The sequence below is a fragment of the Nocardia australiensis genome (genome assembly GCF_020733705.1).
Taxonomy (GTDB): Bacteria; Actinomycetota; Actinomycetes; order Mycobacteriales; family Mycobacteriaceae; genus Nocardia; species Nocardia australiensis.
This window is the reverse complement of sequence record NZ_JAJFZM010000017.1, coordinates 298110-322153: the sequence shown is the minus strand read 5'-3', so window position 1 is coordinate 322153 and position 24044 is coordinate 298110. Positions and strand designations below refer to the sequence as shown.

The following is a 24044-nucleotide window of genomic DNA, read 5'->3' as shown; positions in this document are numbered from 1 at the left end:
GGCGGCGACGACTACCGAGAGGTCAAGTGCCGCCGACGGACTCACAGGTGTGCGCGGTCCGGGGATCGCACCATTCTGATTTCCATCGCGGGAGTGAATGCTTCGACTCGGCGGGTGCCATCGGGTTCGAACCCATATTTGCGATAGAAGGCCCGCGCGCGCGGGTTTTCCTCGAACACCCATAGCGAATATGCCTGCGCGGGATCCAGAGCGGCGCGCATGAGCTCATGTGCGACACCCGTGCCGTACCAGGACTCGCGCACGTACATGGCGCTGAGCTCCATCGGTGTCGCAGGTTGCTGGTCACGGGTCGGACCCGAACCGGCGAAGCCGATCACGCTGTCATCGACGAGCGCCACGAAGGTGTGTCCCGAGTTTTCGACCCGAAGCCGTTCCCACTGCTGGGCCCGTCGTTCGACGTCGAAGGCGGCGAGCACGTGGGCGGGCACGAGATCCCGATATGCTTCGCGCCAGCAGGCGATATGACACTCGGCGAGGCTGTGGGTGTGCTCGGCGGCGAGTGGGGAGATGCGCCACGGATTCGGATTCATCTCGACCATATCTATGACAACGCCCCGGAACACCCAAAGGGTGCCGGGGCGTGCGTCGGTTGTGGTGCGGCCTAATCAGCCGCGAGCAACCTTGCCTGCCTTCAAGCAGGAGGTGCACACGTTCATGCGGCGGGTGTTACCCGGCGCAACCTGGGCGCGAACGGTCTGGATGTTCGGGTTCCAGCGACGGTTGGTACGCCGGTGCGAGTGCGAGACCGACTTCCCGAAGCCGGGGCCCTTGGCGCAGACGTCGCAGACGGCAGCCATAGTCGCGAACTCCTTCATGTCATGGTGTGGACCGCTGCTTTGCGGCAGCAGGCCCGGAAACAAGGTCTTATGCCCTGCCGACTGATGTCGGCCAGCGCAAACCGGTCGACGGCCGCGCGAGGCAACCCTGCAAGGTTAACCGCCGGGTCCCCGATCCGCCAAACCGGGTCCGTTCGCGGATACGTGACGCGGACCAGCGAACCTCGGCCGGCGTAGTGATCCACCAGGCCCGAATCGACTGTCGCCCACGCCCGCTAACCTGGCGGACGGTAGTGGTGCGCGACGGTACGAATGGACGCGGAAAGAGGTGGCGGTGCCCGGGAGTGCGGGACATGACGAGCGATAGCCGGACTTTCGTCCGCCCGAGCGCTCTGGACGGTGCGGCGCTGCTGCGCTGGGGCCGCGCCTGCCTCGAGGGGCTGGAACGCAGGCGCGAGGAGATCAACACGCTCAATGTCTTCCCGATCGCGGACGCCGATACCGGAACCAACATGCTGGCGACCATGCGCGCGGCGATGCAGGCCGCGGAGACGGTACGGATTGCCACGACCGGTGAGCCTTCCGTGAGCAAGCTATCGGCGCATGATGTCGCCGCCGCGATGTCGCGGGGCGCGACGCTCGGCGCCCGTGGCAACTCCGGGATCATTCTGTCGCAGGTATTGCGCGGTATCGCGGAAGCGGTGATCGGCGGACCACTGACCGGGCCCACCCTGCGTCACGCGTTGGCCAGGGCGTCGGCCCTGGTGCGCGAAGGGCTCAGTGTGCCGGTCGAGGGGACCATACTGACTGTCCTGGATCGTGCGGCGGATTGCGCGGGCGCCTGCCCGGATCTGTCGCTGGCGGAGGTGGCGGTGGCGGCTGCCGAAGGCGCCGCGAAGGCGCTGGGCGATACCCCGGCGCAACTCGGAGTCCTGCGTGCGGCGGGGGTGGTGGACGCGGGAGCGCGCGGGTTGGTGGTGCTGCTGGACAGCCTGGTTTCGGTCACTCTGGGGCAGACACCCGAACGGCCCGCGTATGTGCGTGACACCGACACCTTGCCGACTCGATCGCAATCCCCGATCGTGTCCGCCGCGCCCGGCCATCAGGTGGAATCCGCACCCCATTTCGAAGTGATGTACCTGCTGGAGCACACCGATGGCCTGCGCGTTACCCGGTTGCGAGACACCCTGGCCGAACTGGGGGATTCGGTGGTCGTTGTCGGTGACGGCACCGGATCCTGGTCGGCCCATGTGCACTGTGTCGACGCGGGCGCAGCGGTGGAGGCCGGGCTGGCCGCCGGAACGTTGAGTGATATTCGAATCGAGAGCTTCGTGGTCACCGCGCGTCCAGACTCGATCCACCCGGACGCCTACACCGATGCGCACACAAAATCCGTCGAGCAGACCCGATCCCTCACACCGAAGGTGGGCGTCGCGCGTGCCTATTCGGCTGGACAGACCGGTTCGGCGGTAGTCGCCGCCGAAGCGGTGGCGGGCACCTCGCTCTCGGAGGACGCCGCGGATCGTCCCGCGGATCGCGGGGTGCTGGCCGTTGCGGCGGGCGCGGGCGCCGCGGCGTTGTTCGAAGCGGCGGGAGCGGTCGTGCTCGGTGGTGATGACGCGGTGTCGAGTGCCGCGCTGCTGGCCGCTATCCGGCAACTGCCCCATCGGGAGGTGCTGGTGCTGCCCAATGGCGCGCTGCCCGCGCATGAACTGGTCGCCGTCGGTGTCGCGGCTCGTGACGCGAACCGCGACGTCCTGTTGCTGCCCAGCGGATCCATGGTGCAGGGCCTGGCGGCGCTGGCCGTGCACGATCGCGGACGGATCGCCGTCGACGACGGCTTCGCGATGTCGGAGGCGGCGGCGGCCACCCGATGGGGTTCGCTGCGCGCCGCCACCGAGCGCGCGCTCACCATGGTCGGTACCTGCGAACCCGGTGACGGGCTCGGATTGGTCGGCAACGATGTGGTAGTTATCGACCGGGATGTGCGGACGGCGGGACTGACCCTGCTGGATCGAATGCTGGGTTTCGGTGGCGAATTGGTGACGTTGTTGATGGGTGCGACGGCGCCCGCCGGTCTGGCCGGCGAGCTGGCCGAACATATCGCGCAAGGGTTCGCGGGTGTCGAGGTCGCCGTGTATTCCGGTGGGCAGCACGGAGATCTGGTGCAGATAGGGGTGGAATAGAACCATGGCGACACTGAGCGATCGGCTCGACCACCTGCTCGGCGTGAAAGCGGCCGAGCCGCTCGCCGATGCCTTCGACATGCACACCGTCGAGGATCTGTTGCGGCACTACCCTTTGCGCTACGCCACCCAGGGGCAGCCACTTACCCAGGAGGAACCCGAGGAGGGCGCGCATATCACCGTGATCGGCCGGGTGACGAAAACCGAACTGCGGCCGATGAAGAACCGTAGGGGCCGCCTGCTGAAGGTGGTGCTCGATACCGGCTCGGCGCGTCCGATCGAGATCACCTTCTTCAACGGTGACAAGGTGAGTTACCTTGTCCACGAAGGTGTCCGGGCGATGATGTCGGGAACCGTGCACTGGTGGCGGCCGGATCGCTGGAACCTCTCGCACCCGGACTATCTGATCCTGCCGGAGAAGGGCGACGGCTCGGTCGAGAATTTGACCTCGGTGCGCGGCGGCGGTGCGCTGCGCGGTTTGGCACAGAGCGCGAAAGGTGCTGGGGGCGTGGATGTCTCGTTCTTCGAGCGGGAGTACATTCCGGTGTACCCGGCGACCGCCAAGGTGCAGAGCTGGGATCTGCTGGCCTGTATCCGGCAGGTGCTCGATCAGCTCGACCCGATGGATGACCCACTGCCGGAGCGTATTCGGGCCGATCGCGAGCTGATGCAGGTCTCCGACGCACTGCGATTGATTCACCTGCCCGAAGGCAAGTCCGATATCGAACAGGCAAGGCAGCGGCTGCGTTTCGATGAGGCGCTGGCGCTGCAACTGGTGCTGGCGCAGCGGCGTCGCGATGCCGAAGGCCGCGCCGCGAAGCCGTGCCCGCCACGGCCGGACGGTATCGCCGCTGTTTTCGATACGAGGCTGCCCTTCGAATTGACCGAGGGACAGCAGCAGGTTATCTCGGAGATCTCGGTCGACCTGTCGCGTAGCCATCCCATGCACCGCCTGCTACAGGGCGAGGTCGGGTCGGGCAAGACGATCGTCGCGCTGCACGCGATGCTGCAGGTGGTCGACGCCGGCCAGCAGTGTGCGCTGCTCGCGCCGACGGAAGTTCTTGCCGCCCAGCATTATCGGTCGCTGCGTGGGATGCTCGGCGATCTCGGTACCGCCGGTGAGCTCGGAGCCGCCGAGCAGGCCACCAAGGTGGTGCTGGTGACCGGTTCGATGTCGGCGAGCGCCAAGAAGGCGGCGCTGCTGGACGCGGTGACCGGCGAGGCGGGCATCGTCATCGGCACACACGCGCTGATTCAGGACGCGGTGGAGTTCTTCGACCTGGGCATGGTCGTCGTCGACGAGCAGCACCGATTCGGTGTCGAACAACGGGATGCGCTGCGCGCCAAGGCGAAAGCGGGCGCGAGTCCGCACCTACTTGTGATGACCGCGACGCCGATCCCGCGGACCATCGCGATGACGACCCTCGGCGATCTGGAGACCTCAACCCTCACCCAGCTGCCGCGTGGTCGTTCGCCGATCGTGTCGAAAGTTGTGCCGCGCAAACAACATCCGAAGTGGGTGGACCGCGCTTGGGAACGAATCCTGGAAGAAGTGCAGGCCGGACGCCAGGCATATGTCGTCTGCTCCCGGATCGGCACGGATGAGGAGAACGGCTCCGGCAAGGGCGGCAAGAAAGCCGCGGAGACGGAGAAGGAGGGCCCGACCACCCAGGCCGCAGTCGAGGTATTCGAGACGCTGAGCACCGGCGCGCTCGCGAGCGTCCGGGTCGGGCTGCTGCACGGCCGGCTCCCGTCGGACGAAAAAGATCAGGTGATGCGCGCTTTCAACGACGGCGATATCGATGTGCTCGTCTGCACCACCGTCGTCGAGGTCGGCGTTGATGTCCCGAACGCGACCGTAATGGTCATCCTCGACGCCGACCGTTTCGGCGTCAGCCAACTGCACCAGTTACGCGGTCGTATCGGCCGAGGCGAACACCCCGGCCTGTGCCTACTGATCACCGACGCGAATCCGGCAGGTACGGCGATGGCCCGGCTGAATGCGGTCGCGGCCACCACCGACGGCTTCGAACTCGCCGTCCTCGACCTGCGACAACGCCGGGAAGGCGACGTGCTCGGCGCGGCTCAATCCGGTACCACCAGCTCGCTGCGCCTGCTCTCGCTGCTGGATGATCTGGAAGTGATCACCGCCGCCCAGCAGCAGGCTCGCGAGCTGGTCGAATCCGATCCGGGGCTGAAGAACCATCCGGCCTTGGCCCAAATGATGCACGCCGCCGTCAACACCGATCGCCTCGAGTACCTCGCGAAGTCCTGAAGAACGCGCGAATGCGTCGGCACGGATCGCTATTGACGAATCCGCGCCGGCGCCAGGTGATCGCGGATCCGGCTATCCAGCGTTGGTGACCGGAGTATGCGGCGCGATTGTCTCGGTAGCGTCGGAGGCTGTTTCTCCGTGTGAATTCGCGGCCCGCAGTCCGGCGACGGCGGCGAGTACGCAGACGATTCCGCCGAGGAGCAGTGCGCGCTGGAAGCCGGCGGTCATGGCGTCGGCAGGCATTGCGCCGCCCGCGAGTCGAGCATTCGTGTGCGAGGTCGCGATCGCGGTCAGTACGGCGAGTCCCAGTGCGCCACCCAGCTGTTGGCCGGTGTTCAGCAGCGCGGCGGCCAGCCCGGCCTGTTCCCCGGGCACCCCGGCATTGGCGGCGGTGGTGTTGGCGACGAGTGCGGCGCCCGCGCCGACCGACATGACGAGCATGCCGGGCAGTACGTCGGTGATGTACGAACCGTCGGTGGGCATTCGGGACACCCAAATGATGCCGAGACCCGCGATCAGGGCGCCACCGACGATGACTGCTCTGGTGCCGGTCTTCGCGAATATCTTCGCTCCGATACCGGCGGCGATACCGATGGTGAGGCTCACTGGCAGGTAGGCGTTGCCGGTCTCGAATTCGCTGTAGCCGAGCACCGACTGCATATAGAGGGTGACGAAGAAGAACATCGACAGCATGCCGGCGGCGAGGATCAGGTGGGTGACATTCGTCGCGGCGAGTCCCTTGATCCGGAAAATCGACAGCGGGACCAGGGGATTGTCGGTGCGCTTCTCGTTGACCACGAACGCGACAAGCAGCGCGACGGACACGCCGAGGGTGACGATGATGTGGACATCGCCCCACCCGTGCTCGGGAGCCTTCACCAGTCCATACACCAGCAGCATCAGCCCGCCGGTGGCCAGTGCGGTGCCGAAAACGTCGAAACCACCACGGATCTCGTTGCGCCGATCGTTGGGCACCAGCATCGGGATCACGGCGAGCACGAGGACACACACCGGGGTGTTGACGTAGAAGACCCAGCGCCAGCCCGGTCCCTCGGTGAGCACCCCGCCGAGGAAAACGCCTGCCGCCGAGGCAAGTCCGGCGGTACCGCCCCATACGCTGAGCGCGGTGGTGCGGTCGGAACCCTCGCGGAAGCTGGTGGTGAGAATCGACAGCGCGGCGGGCAGCATCAGCGCGGCGCCGACACCCTGCACCGCGCGTGCTCCGATCAGTATCGCGCTGGTGTCGGCTAGCCCGCCGACGGCGGCCGCGATGCCGACGATCATCGTGCCGACCACCAGGATCCGCCGCCGCCCGAGCAGGTCGGCCAGTCTGCCGCCGAGCAGCATCAAGCCACCGTAGGTCAACAGGTAGCCGCTGGTGATCCACTGCAGGGTCGACATCGACAACCCGAGCTCGCGCTGAATCGTCGGCAGCGCGACATTGACGATCGAACCGTCCACGAAGTCGAGAAAGGCGACTAGGCACAGCAGTGCGAGCATGAGCTTGCCGCGGCGGGTCGCGAGGAACGATTCGGTAGGTGAACTCACTGTGAAGTCCTTGTCTCTCGCCCGGACGGGTTTCGTCCGTTGCCATTCGAGACACCGGGGGCCGCGCCGGACGTGACATTGTCACCGCTGATCGAGAGACGGATCACACTCGCAGCGTGCGGTGTCACATTCCGTGGCACCATCTCGCTCCTATGTTGGACACCACGAGGAGGACAGATGACCGAGATCGCCGCGCAGCGCCCGACCCGGGAATTCGCCGAGCATCGAGAACTGCTGTTCTCGATGGTCTACAACATGCTCGGCAGTGTCGCCGACACCGAGGACGTGCTGCAGGAAACCTGGCTGTCGTGGGTGGCGCGCAGTCGCGGCGACGCGGCCGAAATCGCCCATCCGCGTGCGTATCTGGTGCGTATCGCGGTCAACAAGGCGCTGGATCGGCGCGATGTCATTCTGCGCAGGCGCGAGACGTATATCGGTCCGTGGCTGCCCGAACCATTGGCCACCGCCGACCCGGCGCTGCGCGAGGAAACCGACGCCGCCGATCCGGCTCTGCGCGCGGAGTCGGTGTCCATGGCGATGTTGGTCGTGCTGGAGACATTGACGCCGCTGGAGCGGGCAGTGTTCGTGCTACATGAGGTGTTCGGGTACCCGTACGGGGAGATCGCGGGCATTCTCGGTCGTGAAACCGACGCGGTCCGGCAGATGGCGCACCGAGCCCGCGAACACGTCCAGGCCCGCCGTCCCCGCTATCAGGCGGATCCCCAGACGCAGCGGCGAGTCACCGAGAAGTTCCTGGCCGCGCAGCAGGGCGGTGATGTGACCGCGTTGCTCGAGCTGCTGGCACCAGAGGTGACGTTAGTGTCCGACGCCGGAGGCAAGGGACGCGCGGCGCTGCGACCGATCTACGGGCCCGACAAGATCGCTCGACTCATCACCAGCCCGACAGTGATCAGCAGCGTTCCGGATATCGGCATCCGCTACGAGTGGGTCAATAGTGATCCCTGCGTGGTGGTTCTCTCCGACGGCGCGCCCTTCGCCGTCGTCGTCCTCGACATCGATCCCATGAACGAGCGGATTCGTGGCATCTACGCCGTACGCAACCCCGATAAGCTCACCCATCTCGTCGAGTCTCGGCCGCAAGACGACGCTCGCGCCGAATGACCCGTCATCGGTGAGCGAACGGTGGGCCACTACTCGCGGACCGCGCGTGGGTAGGGGAGATCGGTGCTGGTGTGTTCGATGACGTCCAGGGACGCGCCGATCTGGGGGAAAGCGCGTTGCGGGCAGCTCGGTCGCTCGCAGATCTTGCAGCCCGTGCCGATGGGCACCGCTGCGGCCGGGTTGTCGAGCTGCAAACCGGTGGAATACACCAAGCGGTCGGCGTATTCGATGTCGCAGCCGAGGCCGATCGCGAAATTCTTTGTCGCCGTACCGAATTCGTGTGGGACGGTCATGCTGGTTCGAGCGATCCACAGGTAGCGGCGGCCATCGGGCATAGTGGCGATCTGAGTCAGAATTCGGCCCGGGTTGGCGAAGGCTTCGTGCACTACCCATAGCGGGCAACTTCCGCCCACCCGAGAGAAGTGGAATGCGGTGGCGGACTGGCGTTTCGAAATATTGCCCGCTCGGTCGGTGCGGACCAGGAAGAACGGCACCCCGCGCTGGCTCTGCCGTTGCAGGGTGGTCAACCGATGGCAGATCGTTTCGAATCCGACCTCGAAACGCAGGCTCAGCAGATCGACGTCATAGCGCAGCTCCTCGGCCGAGCGCAGAAAACGGCCGTAGGGCAGGACCAGCGCACCGGCAAAGTAATTGGCCAGCCCGACCCGTGCCAAGGTACGGGATTCGCCGGTGAGTGAGGGGGTTTCGGCGAGGATCGCGTCCAAGTCCCGCCCGAACAGCAGGAAGCCGAGGGTTGTGGCGATCTGGAAGGCGCGTTGACCGGGCCGCAAGCGGCGCGCCAGGGTGAGGGTGCGGCTGTCGGGATCGTAATGCCGCTTGGGGATGGACGGATCCGCGCCGTCACCGCGCACCAAAACTGTTACCCCGGCGCGTTCTTCGGCGACACGGGCAAGTTGACGATCGAGCGAGCCGATGGTGAGCCCGCATTCCTCGAAGAGTTGTTCGGCGGCGTGGTCGAGCTGCGGTATGTGATTGTGGTGGTCGTAGAAGAAGTCCCGCACATCCTCATACGGCAGGGGAGCGCCGGGCGTGCCGGCGGGCGCGGCGACGCGGGCGGAGAAAAGATCGAGCTGGTCGGTGGCGGCGCGTAGCCGTCGATGCATCGCGACGACGATTCGCGCGACCTCGGGTAGTCGTGTCGCCAGCTCCTCGACCTCGGTCAGTGGCGCGCTGTCGCCGCCCGCGGCATCGACCAGTACCTCATGTAGGTCGGAGACCAGCCTGGCATCGGAGTCGGCGGCGAAGAACTGCACGTCGAGATCGAAGGTGGAGTTGAGTTTCAACAGCACCGGAATGGTGAGTGGTCGCTGGTCGCGCTCGAGTTGATTGAGGTAGCTGGGCGAGAGGTCGAGGGATTTCGCCAGCGCCGCCTGGGTCATCCGCCGTTCCTCGCGCAGCCGCCGCAGCCGAGCGCCCGCGTACATCTTGCGCACCCGCAAGATCGTAGCGGCTCGAATTCGCAAACATCGCACAATGCGCAGTTCTCGCCCGCATATCTGCGCCGATGCGAGGCATTTCGCGTCGAACCCGCTCTGCGTAGCGTGCGAAGCACGGGCATTTTGGAAAGCGGCCGCCGATCTGGTCGAGGTGAACGCGGAAGTCCCGGATTCAGTCGTCAACCGGATCAGCGACAACGCTGCGGCTGCCCTGGTTCGCCGCCGGATCGTCGCCGCTCGCGCACAGCCGTATGGGCCGCATGCCATACCGGATGAGATCTTCTGATGGCGCAGATCCGGGGGGCTGCGCTACGGCGCTGTGTGCCCGATGGGGATTCGTGCTCAGTACGGGCCCCATACAAGTGCCTGCGCGGCAATCACATTCGTGCCGTTGTAAGTGACGGCGGGCGGGCCCTGCAACCGATAGCCCTGGTCGAGCAGGCTGCTGACGCGCTCGCAGAACGTCGCGTCATCGACGCCGGTGATCAATCGGTAGCGCAGGGGTTCGTCGTCGGTCATGCCGTCAGTTTAAGGGGGTGCCTACGATGACACCGCTGATTGCGGCGGTGGCAAGCGGGTTGCCATGCCAGAGAGGGCTGGTCGTCGGAATGGTTGCGCGCCAAGCTATCCAGTAATCAGAAGGGTGATGGGATTCGAGTATCGTGTCCGCAAGAGCGTTGACTCCCGGATGCCGACGATGCGTGCCGCAGCGGGACCTGCTGGTCAGCGGTGGTGTCCGCCGGTGAGCGCGAGGGGGATCCAGCCGATACGGCGGCCGAACCAAGCAACCGTTTGGTGTAATTGGGTAATCGAACGAGCGATGCGAACCGCGCGTCTGCCTGAGAAAGTGAGCCCGCGAATGCCGAGTCCCGACGAAATCGTCCGCGCCATGTGTCAGAGCTGGTCGGATCCCGACCCGGACACCATCAGCGCCTACTTTGCCGAAGACGCCATTTACCACAACATTCCGATGGAACCCATCCACGGCCGTACCGCTATCCGCGACTTCATCGCCGGGTTCCTGACAACCTTCGACGCCATCGACTTCGACATCCACCATCAGGTGACCAACGGCAGCATCGTGATGAACGAACGCACCGATCATCTGCGCGGCAACGGCAAGGACACCCCACTCCCGGTTGTCGGCGTCTTCGAGGTCGCCGACGGGGTCATCACCGCGTGGCGCGACTACTTCGATATGGCGACCGTCAACCGGGCATTCGGACTCTGAACACCGCGCCCGGCCACCCGCTCACTACTCGGAAGGCTGTGGTGTGGTGGGTAATTCGAAGTGCTTGGCGAATGCCTCATCGATCAGTTCGGAGGCCGCCCGGGTGACGATCAGCCGGGCAATGGCCAGATCGGTCTCCAGCCTGGCACGATCCTTCGGAGTCCTGGCGGACTGCTCGTAGGTCTGCCCGGCCAGCCGGTAGAACAACTCGGTGGCGAACTGGTCGGCGATCCGATTGCAGTCCGTTTTGAGCCGCTCGACCAGATGAAAGGTGTCGGGCACCGGCAATCCGGAGTCCGACAGCCGAGTTGCCAAATCGCAGCACCGTGGATTGGTGACCCGGTAGGTCTCGAGCGGGTCGTCGCTGGTGGCGATGGCTCGTTTCGCGTACTCCGGAAGCTCGGGGTAGGTCGTCTCATCCGGTTCGGCGACTGCCGCGACCGGTGATTCGGTGCTGTCCTGATTACTGACGCCCAGTACGTCCGCGAGTCCGTCACCACGATCCCAGGCTTCCAGCAGCTCCCGGATTCCGTTCAGCTTCATACCGCGACCGAGCAGTCGGCTGATGGTCTGCAACCGGTCGAGATGATCCGACCCGTAGTACCCGATCCGCCCTCGTACCTCGGGTGAGGGCAGCAGCCCTCGTTCGTGGTACACGCGAACGCTGCGCACGGTGGTGTCGGCTGCCCGTGCCAGTTCATCGATGGTGAAATTTGATTCTGCAGCCATGTTTACCAGGAAACCATATTCGGGGCCCCCTCGAAAATGGACCGTTCTATAACGCGCCGTCAAAAAACGGTATCGCAGCATTGCGGTCGTGTCAACGGGCCGTTACTTAGCGGCGAAAATGGTTGCCTCAACGACAACGGCAAGCTAACGTGCGATGACCAGTTGTTCACAGCTGGGTTCCGGGGACTGTTGAGCAGCCCTGATGACCTTCCGATCCATGGGACACGCCTCTCTAGATTTCGGCGTCCCTCGGCATCCCCGGAGATAGCTATGAGCATTACGCGGATCCTTCCAGCGCGCACGGAATCCTCTGTGCCAGTGAAGATGTCACCGATTCAACCCAAATCGGCACAACGGCCCCCGTGCGCGGACAGTCCCGACCACTGGGACATGGATGCGGGCACACCCGAGTCCTGGCGCGCCGCTGTCACCACCTGCCGGGCCTGCCCGTTGCTGGCGCAATGCGAGCAACTCGTCGAGATGCTGATCGGTCGCGGAGACGCCCCCCGGGCGATGATCTGGGCGGGGGTGGCCTATGACAACACCGGGAATGTCGTCGAGAATCTCGATCGGCATCGCATAATGCCGACCGATCACAAGCGGCCCATGCAGATCATCCGCAACGGTCCACGCGAGTTCCATTCCGCACCGGCGATTACGGCGCCACGCAGGCACCTGGTGCTGGGTCGAGCATTGAAACCGACTGGTACCGCAGGGGTATGACCTATGCTGCGCGGACTGTTGGCGACGAACTTCTGTGTGATGGTGGGTAATTCATGACTGTGCTGGCGCTCCAGATCGGTGATTCGGAATTCGCGGCGGGCCGTGTCGACGGACCGGAGGATGCCGACGACGAAATTGTGCGGATTCCGGTGCCGGCCCGGGGCGCGTGGGACGCGTGCCGAAACCTGCTGCTAGAGGTCGCCGCCGGTGACGAGGTCACCGCCATCGGGATCGCCTCGTCGGGGCCGATCGACATGGCGGCCGGGGTGATCGCGCCGGCCGAAATCACGGAGTGGCGAGCCGGCTTCACCATTGTCGACGCGGCGTCGAAGGCGTTCCCTGCCGCGAAGGTCAGTCTCGCTCTCGACGGAGCATGTCTGGCCATGGCCGAACACACCGCTGGTGGTTCGGTGGACGCTATGGACGCGCTGGCGCTCGTGGTGTCGGATCGGATAGTCGGCGGCGTGCTGGTGGGCGGCTTGACGGTCGTCGGCCGGACCGGAAATTCCGGAAACATCGGGCACATGGTCGTGGCCGGTTCCGATGAACGTTGCACGTGTGGGGGACGGGGCTGTCTCGAAACGGTCGCCGGTGGCGCCGCGATTCTGCGCTGGGCGAAGTCCGAGGGCTGGGTGGGGCCGTCGCTGGCCGCGCTGGTGGCGGCGGCCAAGGTGGGTGAGGATATTCCTAGTGCGGCGGTCGGGCGGGCCGGTACCGCCCTCGGTCAGGCGATCGCGTCCACGGCCGCGCTGCTGGACCTGGATCTGGTCGTGCTCGGCGGTGTGGTCGCCGATGCCGGTCCGGCGCTGTGGAAACCGCTCGGTGACGCGGTCGCGACGCACGCTCGGCTCAGCTATCTTCCCGGACTCCGCGTCATCCCTTCGCCGCTCGAAGATGTCGGCGTGATGCTCGGAGCTGGACTATTCGCAATGGCGTTGCGGGAGTTGTGATCTGGGGCGGAAGGGTCGTCGGATAGCCTTCAGGGCCGTGCTGACCGCTTGATTGCGCCGCTAAACAACGGTACATTGCCTATGTCACAGGATGTCTCATCTGGGTCACGCCCGGAAGAACGGCTGGTATGGGCAGTGCGATGCGAAGTGAAGCAGTGATTCCGTGGGTGACGATCGAGACATTGACGCCCGACGTCATGTCCGTTGCGTCGGTGGGGGATACACCGCGAGACTTCGCGGGCTGGCAGCGCGTGCTGCAACGTGTGTTGTCGAAAACACCTGCCCTCTATGACAGTCTGACCACCGCCACCCTGACCGAGGTCATTCAATCGGCTCGCGACCAGGCCGAAGAGGTCGATCTGGCGATATCGACCAGTGTCGGGCAGCACCGGCTGCTGCTGCGGCCGGTCTTGGGGCCCGCCGGTGATGTGCACGCGGTCCGGCTGTGGCTGGGGCCTGCCGATGCGGCGGTGCCCGAGCCGAGTCCTGCGGTCGGCGTCATCTGGGAGCTCGGTAGCCAGACCATTGAACAGCCCACCGGAATCACCCGGCTTGCGGGGAGCTCGGCCGAGCAGTATGTGCCCAGAATGTCCATTGCCGAGTTGTTTCACCGGGTTTCGACTTTTGACAGGCATGCCGAGGTGCTCGACCTCCTCTACAGTCCGCAGGCCGGTGAGAAACTGCAATTCGATACGACCTTGGCGCACGGTCCCGCGGGTTCCGGGCGGTGGCGGGTCACCATGCGTGCGCGTGACGACGATCGGACGCGCGGTGCGTGGTGGCTGATCGAGGACATCACCTCCGAAGCAGTGCCCTCGGCGTGGCCGACGCTGGAACGAATCGGGCTGCGGGAGGCCCATCGCCGCGCCGGCACACATCTGGCCGTCATCCAGCTCGAGCACACCAGCATTTCCCACTGGCTCACCGATCCGGCGCCGTGGGTTCGGTGGGATTACCTGTTTCGGCCGGTCGATGTATTCCATGCCGATGATCGGGCACGTCTGCGGGAACTCAGTGGCAGACTGCAAACCGGCGACAGCGTCGGGGTCACAGTGCGGGCACTCGATTACGGCGGTGGCTACACGCCGACGTCGCTGCTGCTGTATCCATATCCCGGATACTCGAGCAGGCCGCTGGCGATCGCGCAACTTGTTCGCGTCGGGATCGACGTGCCGATGCTGGAACCGCGCGAGATCGTCGAGCCGCGACGGCCGAGTGCCCCCATCGGCTACGACGATCAGCTGCGGCACTGGCTGGCGGGCCGGATGAAGCGAACCCCGGCGTAGCACAGCCGTTCCCACTGATGGGAATGAAGCGACGGCTGTGACCGATGCCGCTCTCTACCATTTCGAGAGTGAGGACAGCGGTTCGCGGACAAGCAGATTCGAGTGAAGCATTGCTTCGCCGGATGGCTGCTCGCCGTCGTCGCGACAACGTCCTGGTCGCGGTGCTGGCAGTGTTCGCGGTGCTGGGCGGTGGGCACGCCATCCTCAGTCTGTTCGCCTCGGACCCACCGGGACCCTCCGATGACACCACGACAACAATCGTCGGGCACGCGGAATTGGCCGGGTCTTTTGCCGAACAGTTCGTGGTCACCTACCTGAGTGCCACAGCGGGACAACAAGAACGCATCGGCGAGTACGTCAGCGCGGGACAGCAGTCCGCACTGCCATCGACGGCTCGGCAGGTGTCGGATCCCTCGGTCGTCTACGTTTCGCGCGAGAAGTCTGCCGGTGGTCTCGATGTGTGGGCCGTTACGGTGTCGGTGCGCGTCGGCAAAGCCGGCGCCACCACGGATGAAGCACGTCAATTCTATCGCGTGGCAGTGTCATTGACCGAGGGCCGGCTGCGGGCGTTGTCGCTTCCCGCGCTGGTGCAGCCACCTGCCCGCGGTCCCGATCTGGCCCTGGCCTACCGTTCGCCGTGTGGGACCGACACCCCGTTGTCGCAGGTGGCGGCGGGCTTCCTCAGCGCGCTACTGGCCGGCTCCGGTGACGTGGTTCGCTATACCGCGCAGGACGCCGGAATTGTGGCGCTGCAGCCCGCACCGTTCAGCAATGTGGAGCTGGTATCGATCTCGTCGGACGACGCCAGCTGCGGCGCCGGCAACGGGCCCGCACGGATACTGGCCACCGTCAACCCGAAGTCCGAGAGCGGTACCGCCGCGACGCTGGCCTACCCGTTGACGATGGTCCGCACCAGCGGGCAGTGGCAGGTGCGGTCGATCGATTCGATTCCCGCCCTGTCGAATCCGCTGGCCATCGTCGGTGACGGCGACGCCCACAGCAGCGGTACTCCCGGCACCTCCACAGCGCCGCCGACCACGTCCGTGCAGATTCCGCCGGCCAAACAGAACTAATCCGAGAAGAGGCAGCCTGATGGGAAATCTGAGCACCATCCTTTACGGCGTACTTATCTTTATGCGCTGGGCGGGTTTGATCCTCATCACGATTATCAGCATGGGTGTGCTGATTTCCGAGGCGGCCAAATCGAAACTGTCACCGGCCAAGATCCTCGGCGTCACCGGATCGGCGATCCTTGCCGCACTGATGTTCTGGATGCTGCCGACATTGATCAATTTCGCGCGCTCGGACGCGACGATTATCGTTCCCGATAACCCGATCGGCGGATATCGGTGAGCCAGGTGATCAAGGTCTTCACACCGATCAAACGGGTGCCGACCATGATCGGCAAGGCGCAGAACGGTCAGAAGCTCCCTTTCGGGCCCTACACGTTGCCGCAAATGGCGGGCGGAGTGGTCCTGATCACGGTGTCGTCGGTATGTGCCATGACCTTGCCGGTCAACCCCGCGGTCACCTTCATCACCGGGCTCGCGGTGACGGTGGCCGTCGTCTTTGCTTTGGGGCTGGTGCCCTATACCGGGGTTCGGATGACCTCACGTGCGCTATGGATGGGGCGGCTGATCGTGTCTCGTAAACCGGTATCCGCCTCCGGTATGCCGATCAACTCCGAGTCGGCGCGGCAAACCATGTATATCGACGAAAGCGTGGTCCTGGTGCTGCCCGATCCGCCGATGCCCAATCGGTCGAAGCGGCGCCGGCCCGACGGTGTCGAACTGCTCGAGGTAATCGGGAACAGCCGCAATGCGGCATCGGAACGGCGTCGCTGATGGCTTTCGAAAGAGACCTACAGCCCACTGCCGCGATCCGCGGACATCTCCAATTCACACATTCGGGATTGGTTACTGCCACATATTTCATCAATCCGCTCGGCTACGGGTTACGGAAGGCCAGCGACAAACATGATGTGCGGCAGGCCCATCATGCGATGATCAACAGCCTGCCGGACGGTTCGTTGCTGCTGGGCATTCAGGCACGTTTGAATATTTTGGATGTACTGACCAAGATGGTCGAGGGCGTCGATCTCGACGAGTGCGAAGATTATGCGGACGAGGTCGTCGCGTCCTATGAGCGGGTTCGGTCGATCGTGCCGCAGACTCGCATCTTTCTCCTGTCGATTCCGGTCGGCGCCGCCAACTCGGGTATTTCCGCGCTGTCGCGGATGTGGCGCGGCAGTACCGCCACGATCGATGCGACGGCGATTTCGCGGGCCGAGCTGGATGGTTACAACGACAAAGCAAAAGAAATCTTGTCGCGTATCGGCGGTGACTTCGATCCGGTTCCGGTGCCCGCCTCCATGTTCCAGTGGATGTGGGAACACTATCTGTCGCGTGGTGCGGCAGATGATCCGGTCGCGCCGACCCAGGCCGGTGTTCTGGATGACGTGACCGCGGCGGTGTTCCGTGCCGCGGCGCTCGACGAGGGGGCGCAGTCCGAAAGCGGCCGTCGCGTCCGGCCGTCATTCGTTCCGGTCATCAAGGTGGTGCAGCCGGATTTCCCCTACCAACCGTCATATCAGGCGATGCTCACGCCGCATTCGTTTCCCTACTCGGGAATGAGTTTCCCCGGAAACAGTGAGTTCCTGAACGTCCTCGACAATGTCGAAAATGTCAGTGTCGACTGGGGCATGCGGATTTCGACCAAGCCCGCTGACCAGGTACTCAAGAATAATGAGTTGAACCTGCGTCGGCTCGGTGAGCAAATGGATCAGCGTGACCAGGAGGTATCCTTCGCGCAGAACACACTGACATCCAAGGCGCAGATGCTGGGTGAATACAACCAGCATTTCGAGGTCAATAGTGGCGAGTCGGAAATCTCGTTCACGACCGTGATCGCCGTCGGCGGGCCGTCGCGCGACGTGACGCTGGACGCGGTGAACTCGCTGAAGCGCCGCTACAAGCGTTTCCAGGTCGAGCTGATCGCTCCGGTCGGCACGCAGGTGGACCTGTGGTCGATGCTGATTCCCGGTAGTCCGCCGCGCCGGGCATTCGACGACTTCGCGCACATCGTGCCCTCGGATATGTGGGCCGGTTTTGTGCCGTTCACCTCCAGCCAGATCGGCGACGACAGCGGTCCGGTAATCGGTGTCAATCTGCTGTCGGGGCAGTTCGAGCCGATCCATTTCGGGATTATGGAGGCGGCCCTGCATGATCTGTCCGCATCATTCGCGGTCACCGGGGAACTCGGGTCGGGCAAGTCGTACTTCCTGAAACTCATGGCGGTGCTCGTCCACGATATGGGCGGGCAGTTCCTGGCCATCGACCGCAGTCAGGTCGGTGAGTGGGAGCACTTCGCCACCGCCATCGATAAGGCCGTCATCATCGACCTGGCGAATCCGACCGTGTCGCTGGATCCGCTTCGCCTATTCGATCCGCGGATCGCAGGCGAGCGGGCCCTGGATTCGATCCTGCCATTGCTCGACCTTTCGCCCACCTCGGGCGCGGGGGCCTTGGCGAGTAATCTGCTCTCGCCAAAAGGCATTGCCATGCACAATATTCGGAGCCTGCTCGATCTGGTCCATGTGGTCAGAAGCCTGTGTGACGGCCCGGCCAATGGACCGGAATACGCGGATCTGGCGGCCCGCCTCGGCACCATCGTCGAGCGAATGCCGGTGCTCTTCGATCCGTCCCTGCGACCCTTGCGTCTCGATGCCGCCGCCACCGTGGTGCGTAGCCACAATCTCGCGTTGCCGACGGCGGAGGAACTCATTACGCCGCACCTCTACAGCCGCCTTCCGCTGACCAAGCGCCTCGGCACCGCACTGTATGAATTGGTCGGTGTCGCCGCCCGTGAGGCATTCCTCAGCGACAACGGCAGATTCGGATTGCTCGTCGGTGATGAGGCGCATCATTTCACCCAGACACAGGTTGGCTCTGCGGTGACCTCCGACTTCAGCCGGGATGGCCGTAAGCATCTCGCTGCGATCGGCCTCGCCTCGCATGATCCCGCGACAGACTTCCAAGGTGCGGCGCACAATCTCATTCCCAATCGGTTCATCTTCCGGCAGCGCGACGAAACCCTGGCTCGTAACAGTCTGGAGTGGCTCGGCGTCGACCTGGAGGAAACGCCGTTTCTGCTGCAAGTACTGCGAGAGGAGACCTCGCCGCCGGTCGGTTCCGGCCGGCAGGTGCCAGAGGAACGCCGCGGCGAGATGTTCATGCGTGACGCTCTCAATAGGATCGGCCGCGGCAAGGTACTCGGTCCGGCCCGCCTCGATCGAGCCGCGGCGATTACCAGCACACCGAGCAGCGCCCGTACGGCGCTCGCTTCGAGAAAGCCCCTGCCGTGACCGACCGCGGCGGTAGAAGGTCCTGGACGACATGGGAATTGGCGTTCTGGGACCCCTCGCGCTGGCAGCGTCGGGCGATATCGAGGCGCTGTCGTGATTGGGTGCACGCGACCCGCGCCCGTCGCTGGACCGTGTGGATTCTGGGGCTCATTTTCCTGCTCGCGGTGTTTCCCGGCATTCTCGGCGCCATAGCGACCGCGGCGACCGACACCGACCCTTCCGGGGCCTCGGTCAATCACGTGCTGAGCGGGATGCGCGTGAAGGATACCGACGGTGTCGACGTCGCGAACTATGTGATCGCCTTGAACCACGGTAGCCTTTTCAATCCCGAATATGTTCCGCTGGCGATGGGGATCGGGTTCATATTCGCCGGGTGGATAGTAATCGGGACCGGCGGCATATGGTTTATCGGATATGTGTTCAGTTTTCAATGGCTCGATATATTCGCGGGGGCATTGACAGGTGCGGCGCACGGTCTGGTCGAGGTAATCGCTACCCCGATATTGCTGGTCACGTCCGTGACGATCGGCGCGACGGTCGTCGGTGTATTCATAGTGCGCGGACATCATGCGAAAGCGGCCGCGCAAGTGGCGACGATGTTTGTCGTTGCGATTGTCGGTCCAATTTTTCTGGCCGAACCATTGGCGGAAGCGCTGTCGTCGGATGGACTGCTCGCGCAGGGGCGCAATGTGGGCATCTCGATCGCAGCGGGTTTGAATGGGGACTCGCAACCGAACCCCGGGCAATACATCACGACAATGCAGGCGGAAATGGCGGATGTCTTCCTCCGTCGCCCATTGCAGGTGTGGAATTTCGGGCATGTGGTCGATACGAATCCGGCCTGCCGGGCGGCGTGGACAGCGGGCGCGATGGCCGCTGACGAGGGCTTGATCAAGAAGGGGATGGATCAGTGTAACGATAGTGTCGCATATGCGGCCACGAAAAAGCCGACTTTCGGTCAGCTCGGCGCCGGCTTATTTTTGCTGGTTTTCGATCTCATGTTGCTGTACTGGGCGTGGAAATTGATCATGATTCCGGCAGCGGCATTGGACTGCATTTATCACGGAATTATGTCAATTCTCGGTTTCGCTGCGGGCGGGTTCATATACGGTCCTACGCAGACCTACCTGATCAAGAATATGGCGGACAGCGCCATAGCCGCATTTAAAATGGGTGCATTCACCGCCGCGTTCGGTTTCTATATGCTCGTGCTCCGCAAATTGTTCGAACAGGCGGGCGATCAGGTTATACCGGTGTTCTTTATTGTGTTGGTCTTCCAGTACGTCGCGATCAAGCAGACGGATCGGATGAACGCCGGGCTCAGTAGAGCTAATGAATTCCTAGGGAACAAGGTTGCGCTCGTTGCGCAGGGGCGTAGTGGTTACGGCGCCGGTAGCGGCGGGACCGCATTGGGGATGGGAACGGGTGGTGGGGCTGCTGCTCCTCATCGCACAATCACTCAGAATCCATTGATGTCCAGTGCTATTGCGTTGAACATGTTGGGTAACACCCTGGGTGCCGAAATGCTTACCGGGCGCCGGAATCCAATGAGGCCGCACGCCAGAGATGAAGAGCGGGCGTGGCTCAACGAACTGCAATATAAAACCGATCCTTTGCATGCTCGTGCGGGGATGCAGTCTGTGTATAAATGGCGCGTCTTGTCTCAGGGTCTCACCGACGCATATACGAATTGGGGCGGTGTCGACACTTATTTGGGGGCGGAAGCGGCTATACGGAGTGTTGACAGAGCGACCGGCGGTACCCTTGATCTTTGGGGTGCGGTCAGTGGTTCGAACTGGACTAATATGCCCATAATGACAAGGACGAACGATGCCTACCAGAGGGCGTTAAAGAATTCGAGCGACGGTTCGTTTTCGTATAAACATCTCGGATTCTATTCCGCTGCGGCGCGTCAGGCGCTCAACCTGTCCGAGAGAATCGGAAACGGTGAACAGCTGCACCACGAAGCAGCGGCCGCGCTGGTCACTATGCAAGGCGTCGGACATATGTATCGTGAGGCTAACACAAATACAGTTACCCTCAGAGATGGTCCGGAGTCCAGGTTCTTCGAGAGGTATCAGAGAGAAGGTCTTGAAACGGGTGATACCGACAGGAGAAGGGAAATGCTAAGAGCGCTGCACCGGCGCGCTATTGGTGACGAATTTACTGACCAAGACAGGGAATTATTCGCAAACCATGGATTGTCGTCTGTCAGCACAGACGGTGCGGGACGTATCGAGATGGCGGTACGAAATCATGTATCGTCCGAGGTCTATAATAGAACCAACCACCTCGTGACTGATGTCGAAAACCGGGACGCTTTCCGTTCCATGCGCCACGCAGCTAATATTGCCACCGAGGCCGACGCTTTATTGTCCGGTAAGACAGAAATACAACAAATTGTCGCGCCGATCGGCGATAGGCGGAGAGGTCGCGTGTCCCCCAATATGGGACCGGTTGCGCGTTTGCTGCGGCCTGCTCCCGGGCATGACGGACCCAGGTAGCCGTTATGCTCCGTCGCGTCGCTATTCTCTCAATGATCCCGACCTGGCTGGTGCTCGCCGTCGGTGCCGTCGCGGTCGGCGGCGTTCTCCTGTTCGCGGTGCTGTTCGGTAGTGCCTCGGGCGCGTCGGTCGCCAGCGATTTCCTCTACCAGTGCGATACCAATGTTGGTCCGAACCCGGCCGCCGATGCGGTACTCCCGCGCCCTGGTCTCGATGCCAAGGTGAGTCCGGCACCGGCACCGACAGCCAATCCCTATGCGGGAGCACCGATCGAACCAGAAAATGAATGGCAACGTGCCTGCCTCAACTCGCTGACCGCGCCGTACCAGCTGCCGCCGGTGAACACCCTCAACAGCGGATACGCGGTCGAGTGTGCGCGTGCGGCGGCACAAGCAGCGCTGGCGGCCGCCGATGCGGCCGCTATCGGGGCCGATCCCGCGAATCTGGCCGGTGGCATTATTGCCGCGGCGTCAGCCGGGTCGATGACCGGACGCTGCGAATTATCGCCCGGGGGTGCGCCCTCGGCAGCTGCGCCGTCATCGGATTCGGGTGCGGTCGGCCAGTCGTGCGCGAAGACGGCGGACCCGGGCGGCGGATCGGTCCCCGGGGTGCTTCCCAACACCACCGCGGCGCAAGCGTTGTGTGGGCAGCGGGTCGACATATCCGCAGTGTCCGCCGGTGACCTGGTCTTCTGGGGCTACCGGGAGGACCGGAACTACGTGCCGTCGAATGTCGGCGTCGCGGTCGACACCACCGAACTCATAACCATCAACCCGGCCACCGGCCGGGTTGTGCAACAGTCGATTCCGACCTCGCCGGACGTGCGAGTCAGGCGGGTGCTGCCCGGCGGGCCGTGACCGGCTCGGCGAACCTGCGGATGTTCGGTTGTGCGGGCTACTTCCGGCCGGTGGATCGCATCAGGTCCAACGGGACGCACGGAAGTTGCTCGGCAACGGGACCTGGCCGATCGGAACTCCGGTGCGAGATGCCGCAATACACACGCCGTTACCCATGTACATGACGACGTGGGTGGGTTTGCCCGAGGAATCGAACGACGAGGCCGGGAAGATCAGATCGCCGGGTTGAATATCTGCGGGGTTCACCTTGGGCAGCTGGGCGTACTGCTCCTGGGATGTTCGAGGGATGGTGACCCCTACTGCCCGTGCCGCGTGCCGCATCAGGCCGGAGCAGTCGAACCCATTGGGCCCCTCCCCGCCCCACACGTACGGTTTGCCGGTTTGCGCGACGGCGGCGGCGATCGCCCGCCCCGCCGCCGAGTTCGGTGTGGCGCTTCCGGAGCTGCCGGAAACCTCCACGCCCGCAATGTTGTAGAGGTATTGATTGGTGAGCCCGTTGATCGCGGCGGCGGTGTCGGTGGAATTGGCCTGTCCCGCCGAGGCGATGGCGTGGGCCTTTTGCAGTGCGGCGGTGAGGATTTGGTGAACCTTGTACTGGCCCTGTTTGGTGTACGCCTGCGGGCCGAGTTCGGCGAGCGCGACATTGACCTCGCGCAGTAGCGCGCTGATGGCTTTCTTATCGACCTTGTGATTACCGGCTAGGCGCGTGGTGTAGTTGGCGAGCTGATTATCGAGTGTATTGAACGCGGTGGCGGCATTGCGCTGGAAAAGGCGGCGCGCCTTGATGGCGGTGGCGGTGGAGCCGGAGCCGGGGGTGACGCCGAGTTCATCACGCATGGCCTTCACCTCGGGATCGGTGGTGTCACCACCGCCGTAGACCTCGGCCAGGGTCTTCAACGCTTGCAGCGCGCGCAGCGCTTCGGGCGTCAAGCCACTCGCGGGGGAGGCGTCCGTTTCGGGGGTAGCGCCACCTCCGCCGCCCTGGCCGGCGAGACCGGCGAGCGCGGAGGCGATCATCGGCAGGGCGCTCACTGCCATCGTCCCCGCCATAGCGGCGGCAGGCAGCAGCTGAGTGATCTTGTCCGGATCTATCAGCGGTGCGGGGGGCTCGGGCGCGGGGGGCGGCGGCGCTGGGGCGGGAGCATTTGCCGGCGGGGCGGGCGAAGTGGGTGGACTAGGTGGCGCGGTAGCGGGCGGGGCCTGCTGTCCTGGTGCGGCGCCGGCCGGTGGTGTCGCGGTATTCGGCGCGGCACCGGGCTGATTGCCCTTGCCCGGTGCGCCGGTCACGTTCTGGCTGGGCGCGGTGACTCCCGGCTGTTGCGTCGGCGCGGCCGGGTCGGCCGGCTGCCCGGGTTGAACCGACCGGGGCCGACCGCGCTGGTGCTCCGGATTGCTCGACCACGGCGTTGCGGAACCCGGTGTATCGCCACCCTCGGCAGGTCCATCGACCTCGACATCCGATTCCGGCGGCCACATTTCGGTACTTGTCACGATCCGCCCTCCGGTATCGGATCCGCACTGGGGATGGCGGTCTCGGCGCTCGCAAGTGTGGGGAGCGGGTAACGGATGTTCATCCGGTCCTTCCTCGTCCATCGGTCACCGGCGGCTGGAAGCGAAAGGCGGCCACAATAATTCGTGCACGTCAGTGTAGTTCTGCGTAGTCGAGGCAATCAGGTTCCACCAGGATGACGGTTCCCATTGTTGGGAATCGCAGACACTGAGTGGGTTCGGAAGCGCTATCCGCGTACTGGCTGGTAATGCCACTCGACTCGGTGCGTGCTGGCCCAGGCCGAGGGTGTCCAGAACCGCGGCCTCGATCGAAAGGTGGACTGATCGTCATGGTTCTCTGGGTCGGTGCGAGCTGCCGTGTGGACGGCCATGCCGAGGGGTTGATCATGGTCGCGATGCAAGGTCGGACTGAGCGGACTCGTTGCGAAGGTGGAGCGTTCTGATGTCCTGGTGGAGGAAGACCCTTGGCGGTGTTGTTGCTTTTGCGGCTCCCGCGGTTGGTGCGGC

General features: G+C 64.2%; 21 protein-coding genes. 14 read left to right on the top strand and 7 right to left on the bottom strand.

Annotated features, from left to right (window positions below; translation table 11 throughout):
• Nucleotides 1–41 precede the first annotated feature (41 nt).
• Nucleotides 42–551 (bottom strand): GNAT family N-acetyltransferase, encoded by a 510-nt coding sequence (locus tag LKE06_RS30675; protein ID WP_228002939.1) that lies wholly within the window; start codon nucleotides 549–551, stop codon nucleotides 42–44.
• A 75-nt stretch (nucleotides 552–626) separates the two neighbouring features.
• Nucleotides 627–818, bottom strand: a complete 192-nt coding sequence (gene rpmB, locus LKE06_RS30670; RefSeq protein ID WP_039799620.1) for a 50S ribosomal protein L28 — start codon at nucleotides 816–818, stop codon at nucleotides 627–629.
• 332 nt (nucleotides 819–1150) lie between these two features.
• Between rpmB and LKE06_RS30665 the strand changes: the two genes are divergently transcribed.
• Nucleotides 1151–2983: a DAK2 domain-containing protein gene (locus LKE06_RS30665; RefSeq protein ID WP_228002938.1), complete on the top strand. Its 1833-nt coding sequence runs from the start codon at nucleotides 1151–1153 to the stop codon at nucleotides 2981–2983.
• A 4-nt stretch (nucleotides 2984–2987) separates the two neighbouring features.
• Complete coding sequence (gene recG, locus LKE06_RS30660) at nucleotides 2988–5258, top strand: ATP-dependent DNA helicase RecG (RefSeq protein ID WP_228002937.1); 2271 nt, start codon at nucleotides 2988–2990, stop codon at nucleotides 5256–5258.
• A 72-nt stretch (nucleotides 5259–5330) separates the two neighbouring features.
• Here recG and LKE06_RS30655 read toward each other — a convergent pair whose 3' ends face one another.
• Nucleotides 5331–6806 (bottom strand): MFS transporter, encoded by a 1476-nt coding sequence (locus LKE06_RS30655; RefSeq protein WP_308188459.1) that lies wholly within the window; start codon nucleotides 6804–6806, stop codon nucleotides 5331–5333.
• A gap of 177 nt (nucleotides 6807–6983) precedes the next feature.
• Between LKE06_RS30655 and sigJ the strand changes: the two genes are divergently transcribed.
• A complete protein-coding gene (sigJ, locus tag LKE06_RS30650; RefSeq protein ID WP_228002936.1) occupies nucleotides 6984–7928 on the top strand; it encodes an RNA polymerase sigma factor SigJ in 945 nt (314 codons plus the stop codon).
• Nucleotides 7929–7957: 29 nt separating this feature from the next.
• Here sigJ and LKE06_RS30645 read toward each other — a convergent pair whose 3' ends face one another.
• Nucleotides 7958–9382: a short-chain fatty acyl-CoA regulator family protein gene (locus LKE06_RS30645; RefSeq protein ID WP_228002935.1), complete on the bottom strand. Its 1425-nt coding sequence runs from the start codon at nucleotides 9380–9382 to the stop codon at nucleotides 7958–7960.
• 40 nt (nucleotides 9383–9422) lie between these two features.
• Here LKE06_RS30645 and LKE06_RS30640 point away from each other — a divergent pair, with 40 nt between their 5' ends.
• A complete protein-coding gene (locus LKE06_RS30640; protein WP_228002934.1) occupies nucleotides 9423–9671 on the top strand; it encodes a hypothetical protein in 249 nt (82 codons plus the stop codon).
• A 56-nt stretch (nucleotides 9672–9727) separates the two neighbouring features.
• Here LKE06_RS30640 and LKE06_RS30635 read toward each other — a convergent pair whose 3' ends face one another.
• Nucleotides 9728–9904, bottom strand: coding sequence for a DUF1737 domain-containing protein (locus tag LKE06_RS30635; RefSeq protein ID WP_228002933.1), 177 nt, complete (start codon nucleotides 9902–9904; stop codon nucleotides 9728–9730).
• 340 nt (nucleotides 9905–10244) lie between these two features.
• On the opposite strand from LKE06_RS30635, the gene LKE06_RS30630 reads away from it, so the two are divergent.
• A complete protein-coding gene (locus LKE06_RS30630) occupies nucleotides 10245–10616 on the top strand; it encodes a limonene-1,2-epoxide hydrolase family protein (RefSeq protein ID WP_228002932.1) in 372 nt (123 codons plus the stop codon).
• A gap of 24 nt (nucleotides 10617–10640) precedes the next feature.
• Here LKE06_RS30630 and LKE06_RS30625 read toward each other — a convergent pair whose 3' ends face one another.
• Nucleotides 10641–11345 (bottom strand): MerR family transcriptional regulator, encoded by a 705-nt coding sequence (locus LKE06_RS30625; RefSeq protein ID WP_228002931.1) that lies wholly within the window; start codon nucleotides 11343–11345, stop codon nucleotides 10641–10643.
• A 390-nt stretch (nucleotides 11346–11735) separates the two neighbouring features.
• On the opposite strand from LKE06_RS30625, the gene LKE06_RS30620 reads away from it, so the two are divergent.
• The 9 genes from LKE06_RS30620 (at nucleotide 11736) to LKE06_RS30580 (ending at nucleotide 22028) form a co-directional block, all read left to right on the top strand.
• Nucleotides 11736–12068 carry a hypothetical protein gene (locus tag LKE06_RS30620; RefSeq protein ID WP_228002930.1) on the top strand — a complete coding sequence of 111 codons (333 nt, stop codon included), beginning with the start codon at nucleotides 11736–11738 and terminating at the stop codon, nucleotides 12066–12068.
• 53 nt (nucleotides 12069–12121) lie between these two features.
• Nucleotides 12122–13018, top strand: coding sequence for an ROK family protein (locus LKE06_RS30615; protein ID WP_228002929.1), 897 nt, complete (start codon nucleotides 12122–12124; stop codon nucleotides 13016–13018).
• A gap of 140 nt (nucleotides 13019–13158) precedes the next feature.
• Nucleotides 13159–14304, top strand: a complete 1146-nt coding sequence (locus tag LKE06_RS30610) for a GAF domain-containing protein (protein ID WP_228002928.1) — start codon at nucleotides 13159–13161, stop codon at nucleotides 14302–14304.
• A 68-nt stretch (nucleotides 14305–14372) separates the two neighbouring features.
• Nucleotides 14373–15377 (top strand): conjugal transfer protein, encoded by a 1005-nt coding sequence (locus LKE06_RS30605; RefSeq protein ID WP_228002927.1) that lies wholly within the window; start codon nucleotides 14373–14375, stop codon nucleotides 15375–15377.
• A gap of 19 nt (nucleotides 15378–15396) precedes the next feature.
• Nucleotides 15397–15657 (top strand): hypothetical protein, encoded by a 261-nt coding sequence (locus LKE06_RS30600; protein ID WP_228002926.1) that lies wholly within the window; start codon nucleotides 15397–15399, stop codon nucleotides 15655–15657.
• The gene (locus LKE06_RS30595; RefSeq protein WP_228002925.1) at nucleotides 15654–16148 is read left to right on the top strand and encodes a hypothetical protein; all 495 of its coding nucleotides are present in this window, start codon (nucleotides 15654–15656) and stop codon (nucleotides 16146–16148) included. The genes LKE06_RS30600 and LKE06_RS30595 overlap by 4 nt, the downstream gene beginning before the upstream one ends.
• Entirely contained in the window at nucleotides 16148–18667 is a 2520-nt protein-coding gene (locus LKE06_RS30590) for an ATP-binding protein (RefSeq protein WP_228002924.1), read from the top strand. Before LKE06_RS30595 ends, LKE06_RS30590 begins: the two co-directional genes overlap by 1 nt.
• A 101-nt stretch (nucleotides 18668–18768) precedes the next feature.
• Nucleotides 18769–21171, top strand: coding sequence for a hypothetical protein (locus LKE06_RS30585; protein WP_228002923.1), 2403 nt, complete (start codon nucleotides 18769–18771; stop codon nucleotides 21169–21171).
• Between the two features lie 32 nt (nucleotides 21172–21203).
• Entirely contained in the window at nucleotides 21204–22028 is an 825-nt protein-coding gene (locus LKE06_RS30580; protein WP_228002922.1) for a C40 family peptidase, read from the top strand.
• Nucleotides 22029–22088: 60 nt separating this feature from the next.
• Here the strand turns inward: LKE06_RS30580 and LKE06_RS33020 are convergent, their stop codons facing one another.
• On the bottom strand, nucleotides 22089–23519 hold the full coding sequence (locus tag LKE06_RS33020; protein ID WP_228002921.1) for a DUF4226 domain-containing protein: 1431 nt from the start codon (nucleotides 23517–23519) through the stop codon (nucleotides 22089–22091).
• Between the last annotated feature and the right edge of the window lie 525 nt (nucleotides 23520–24044).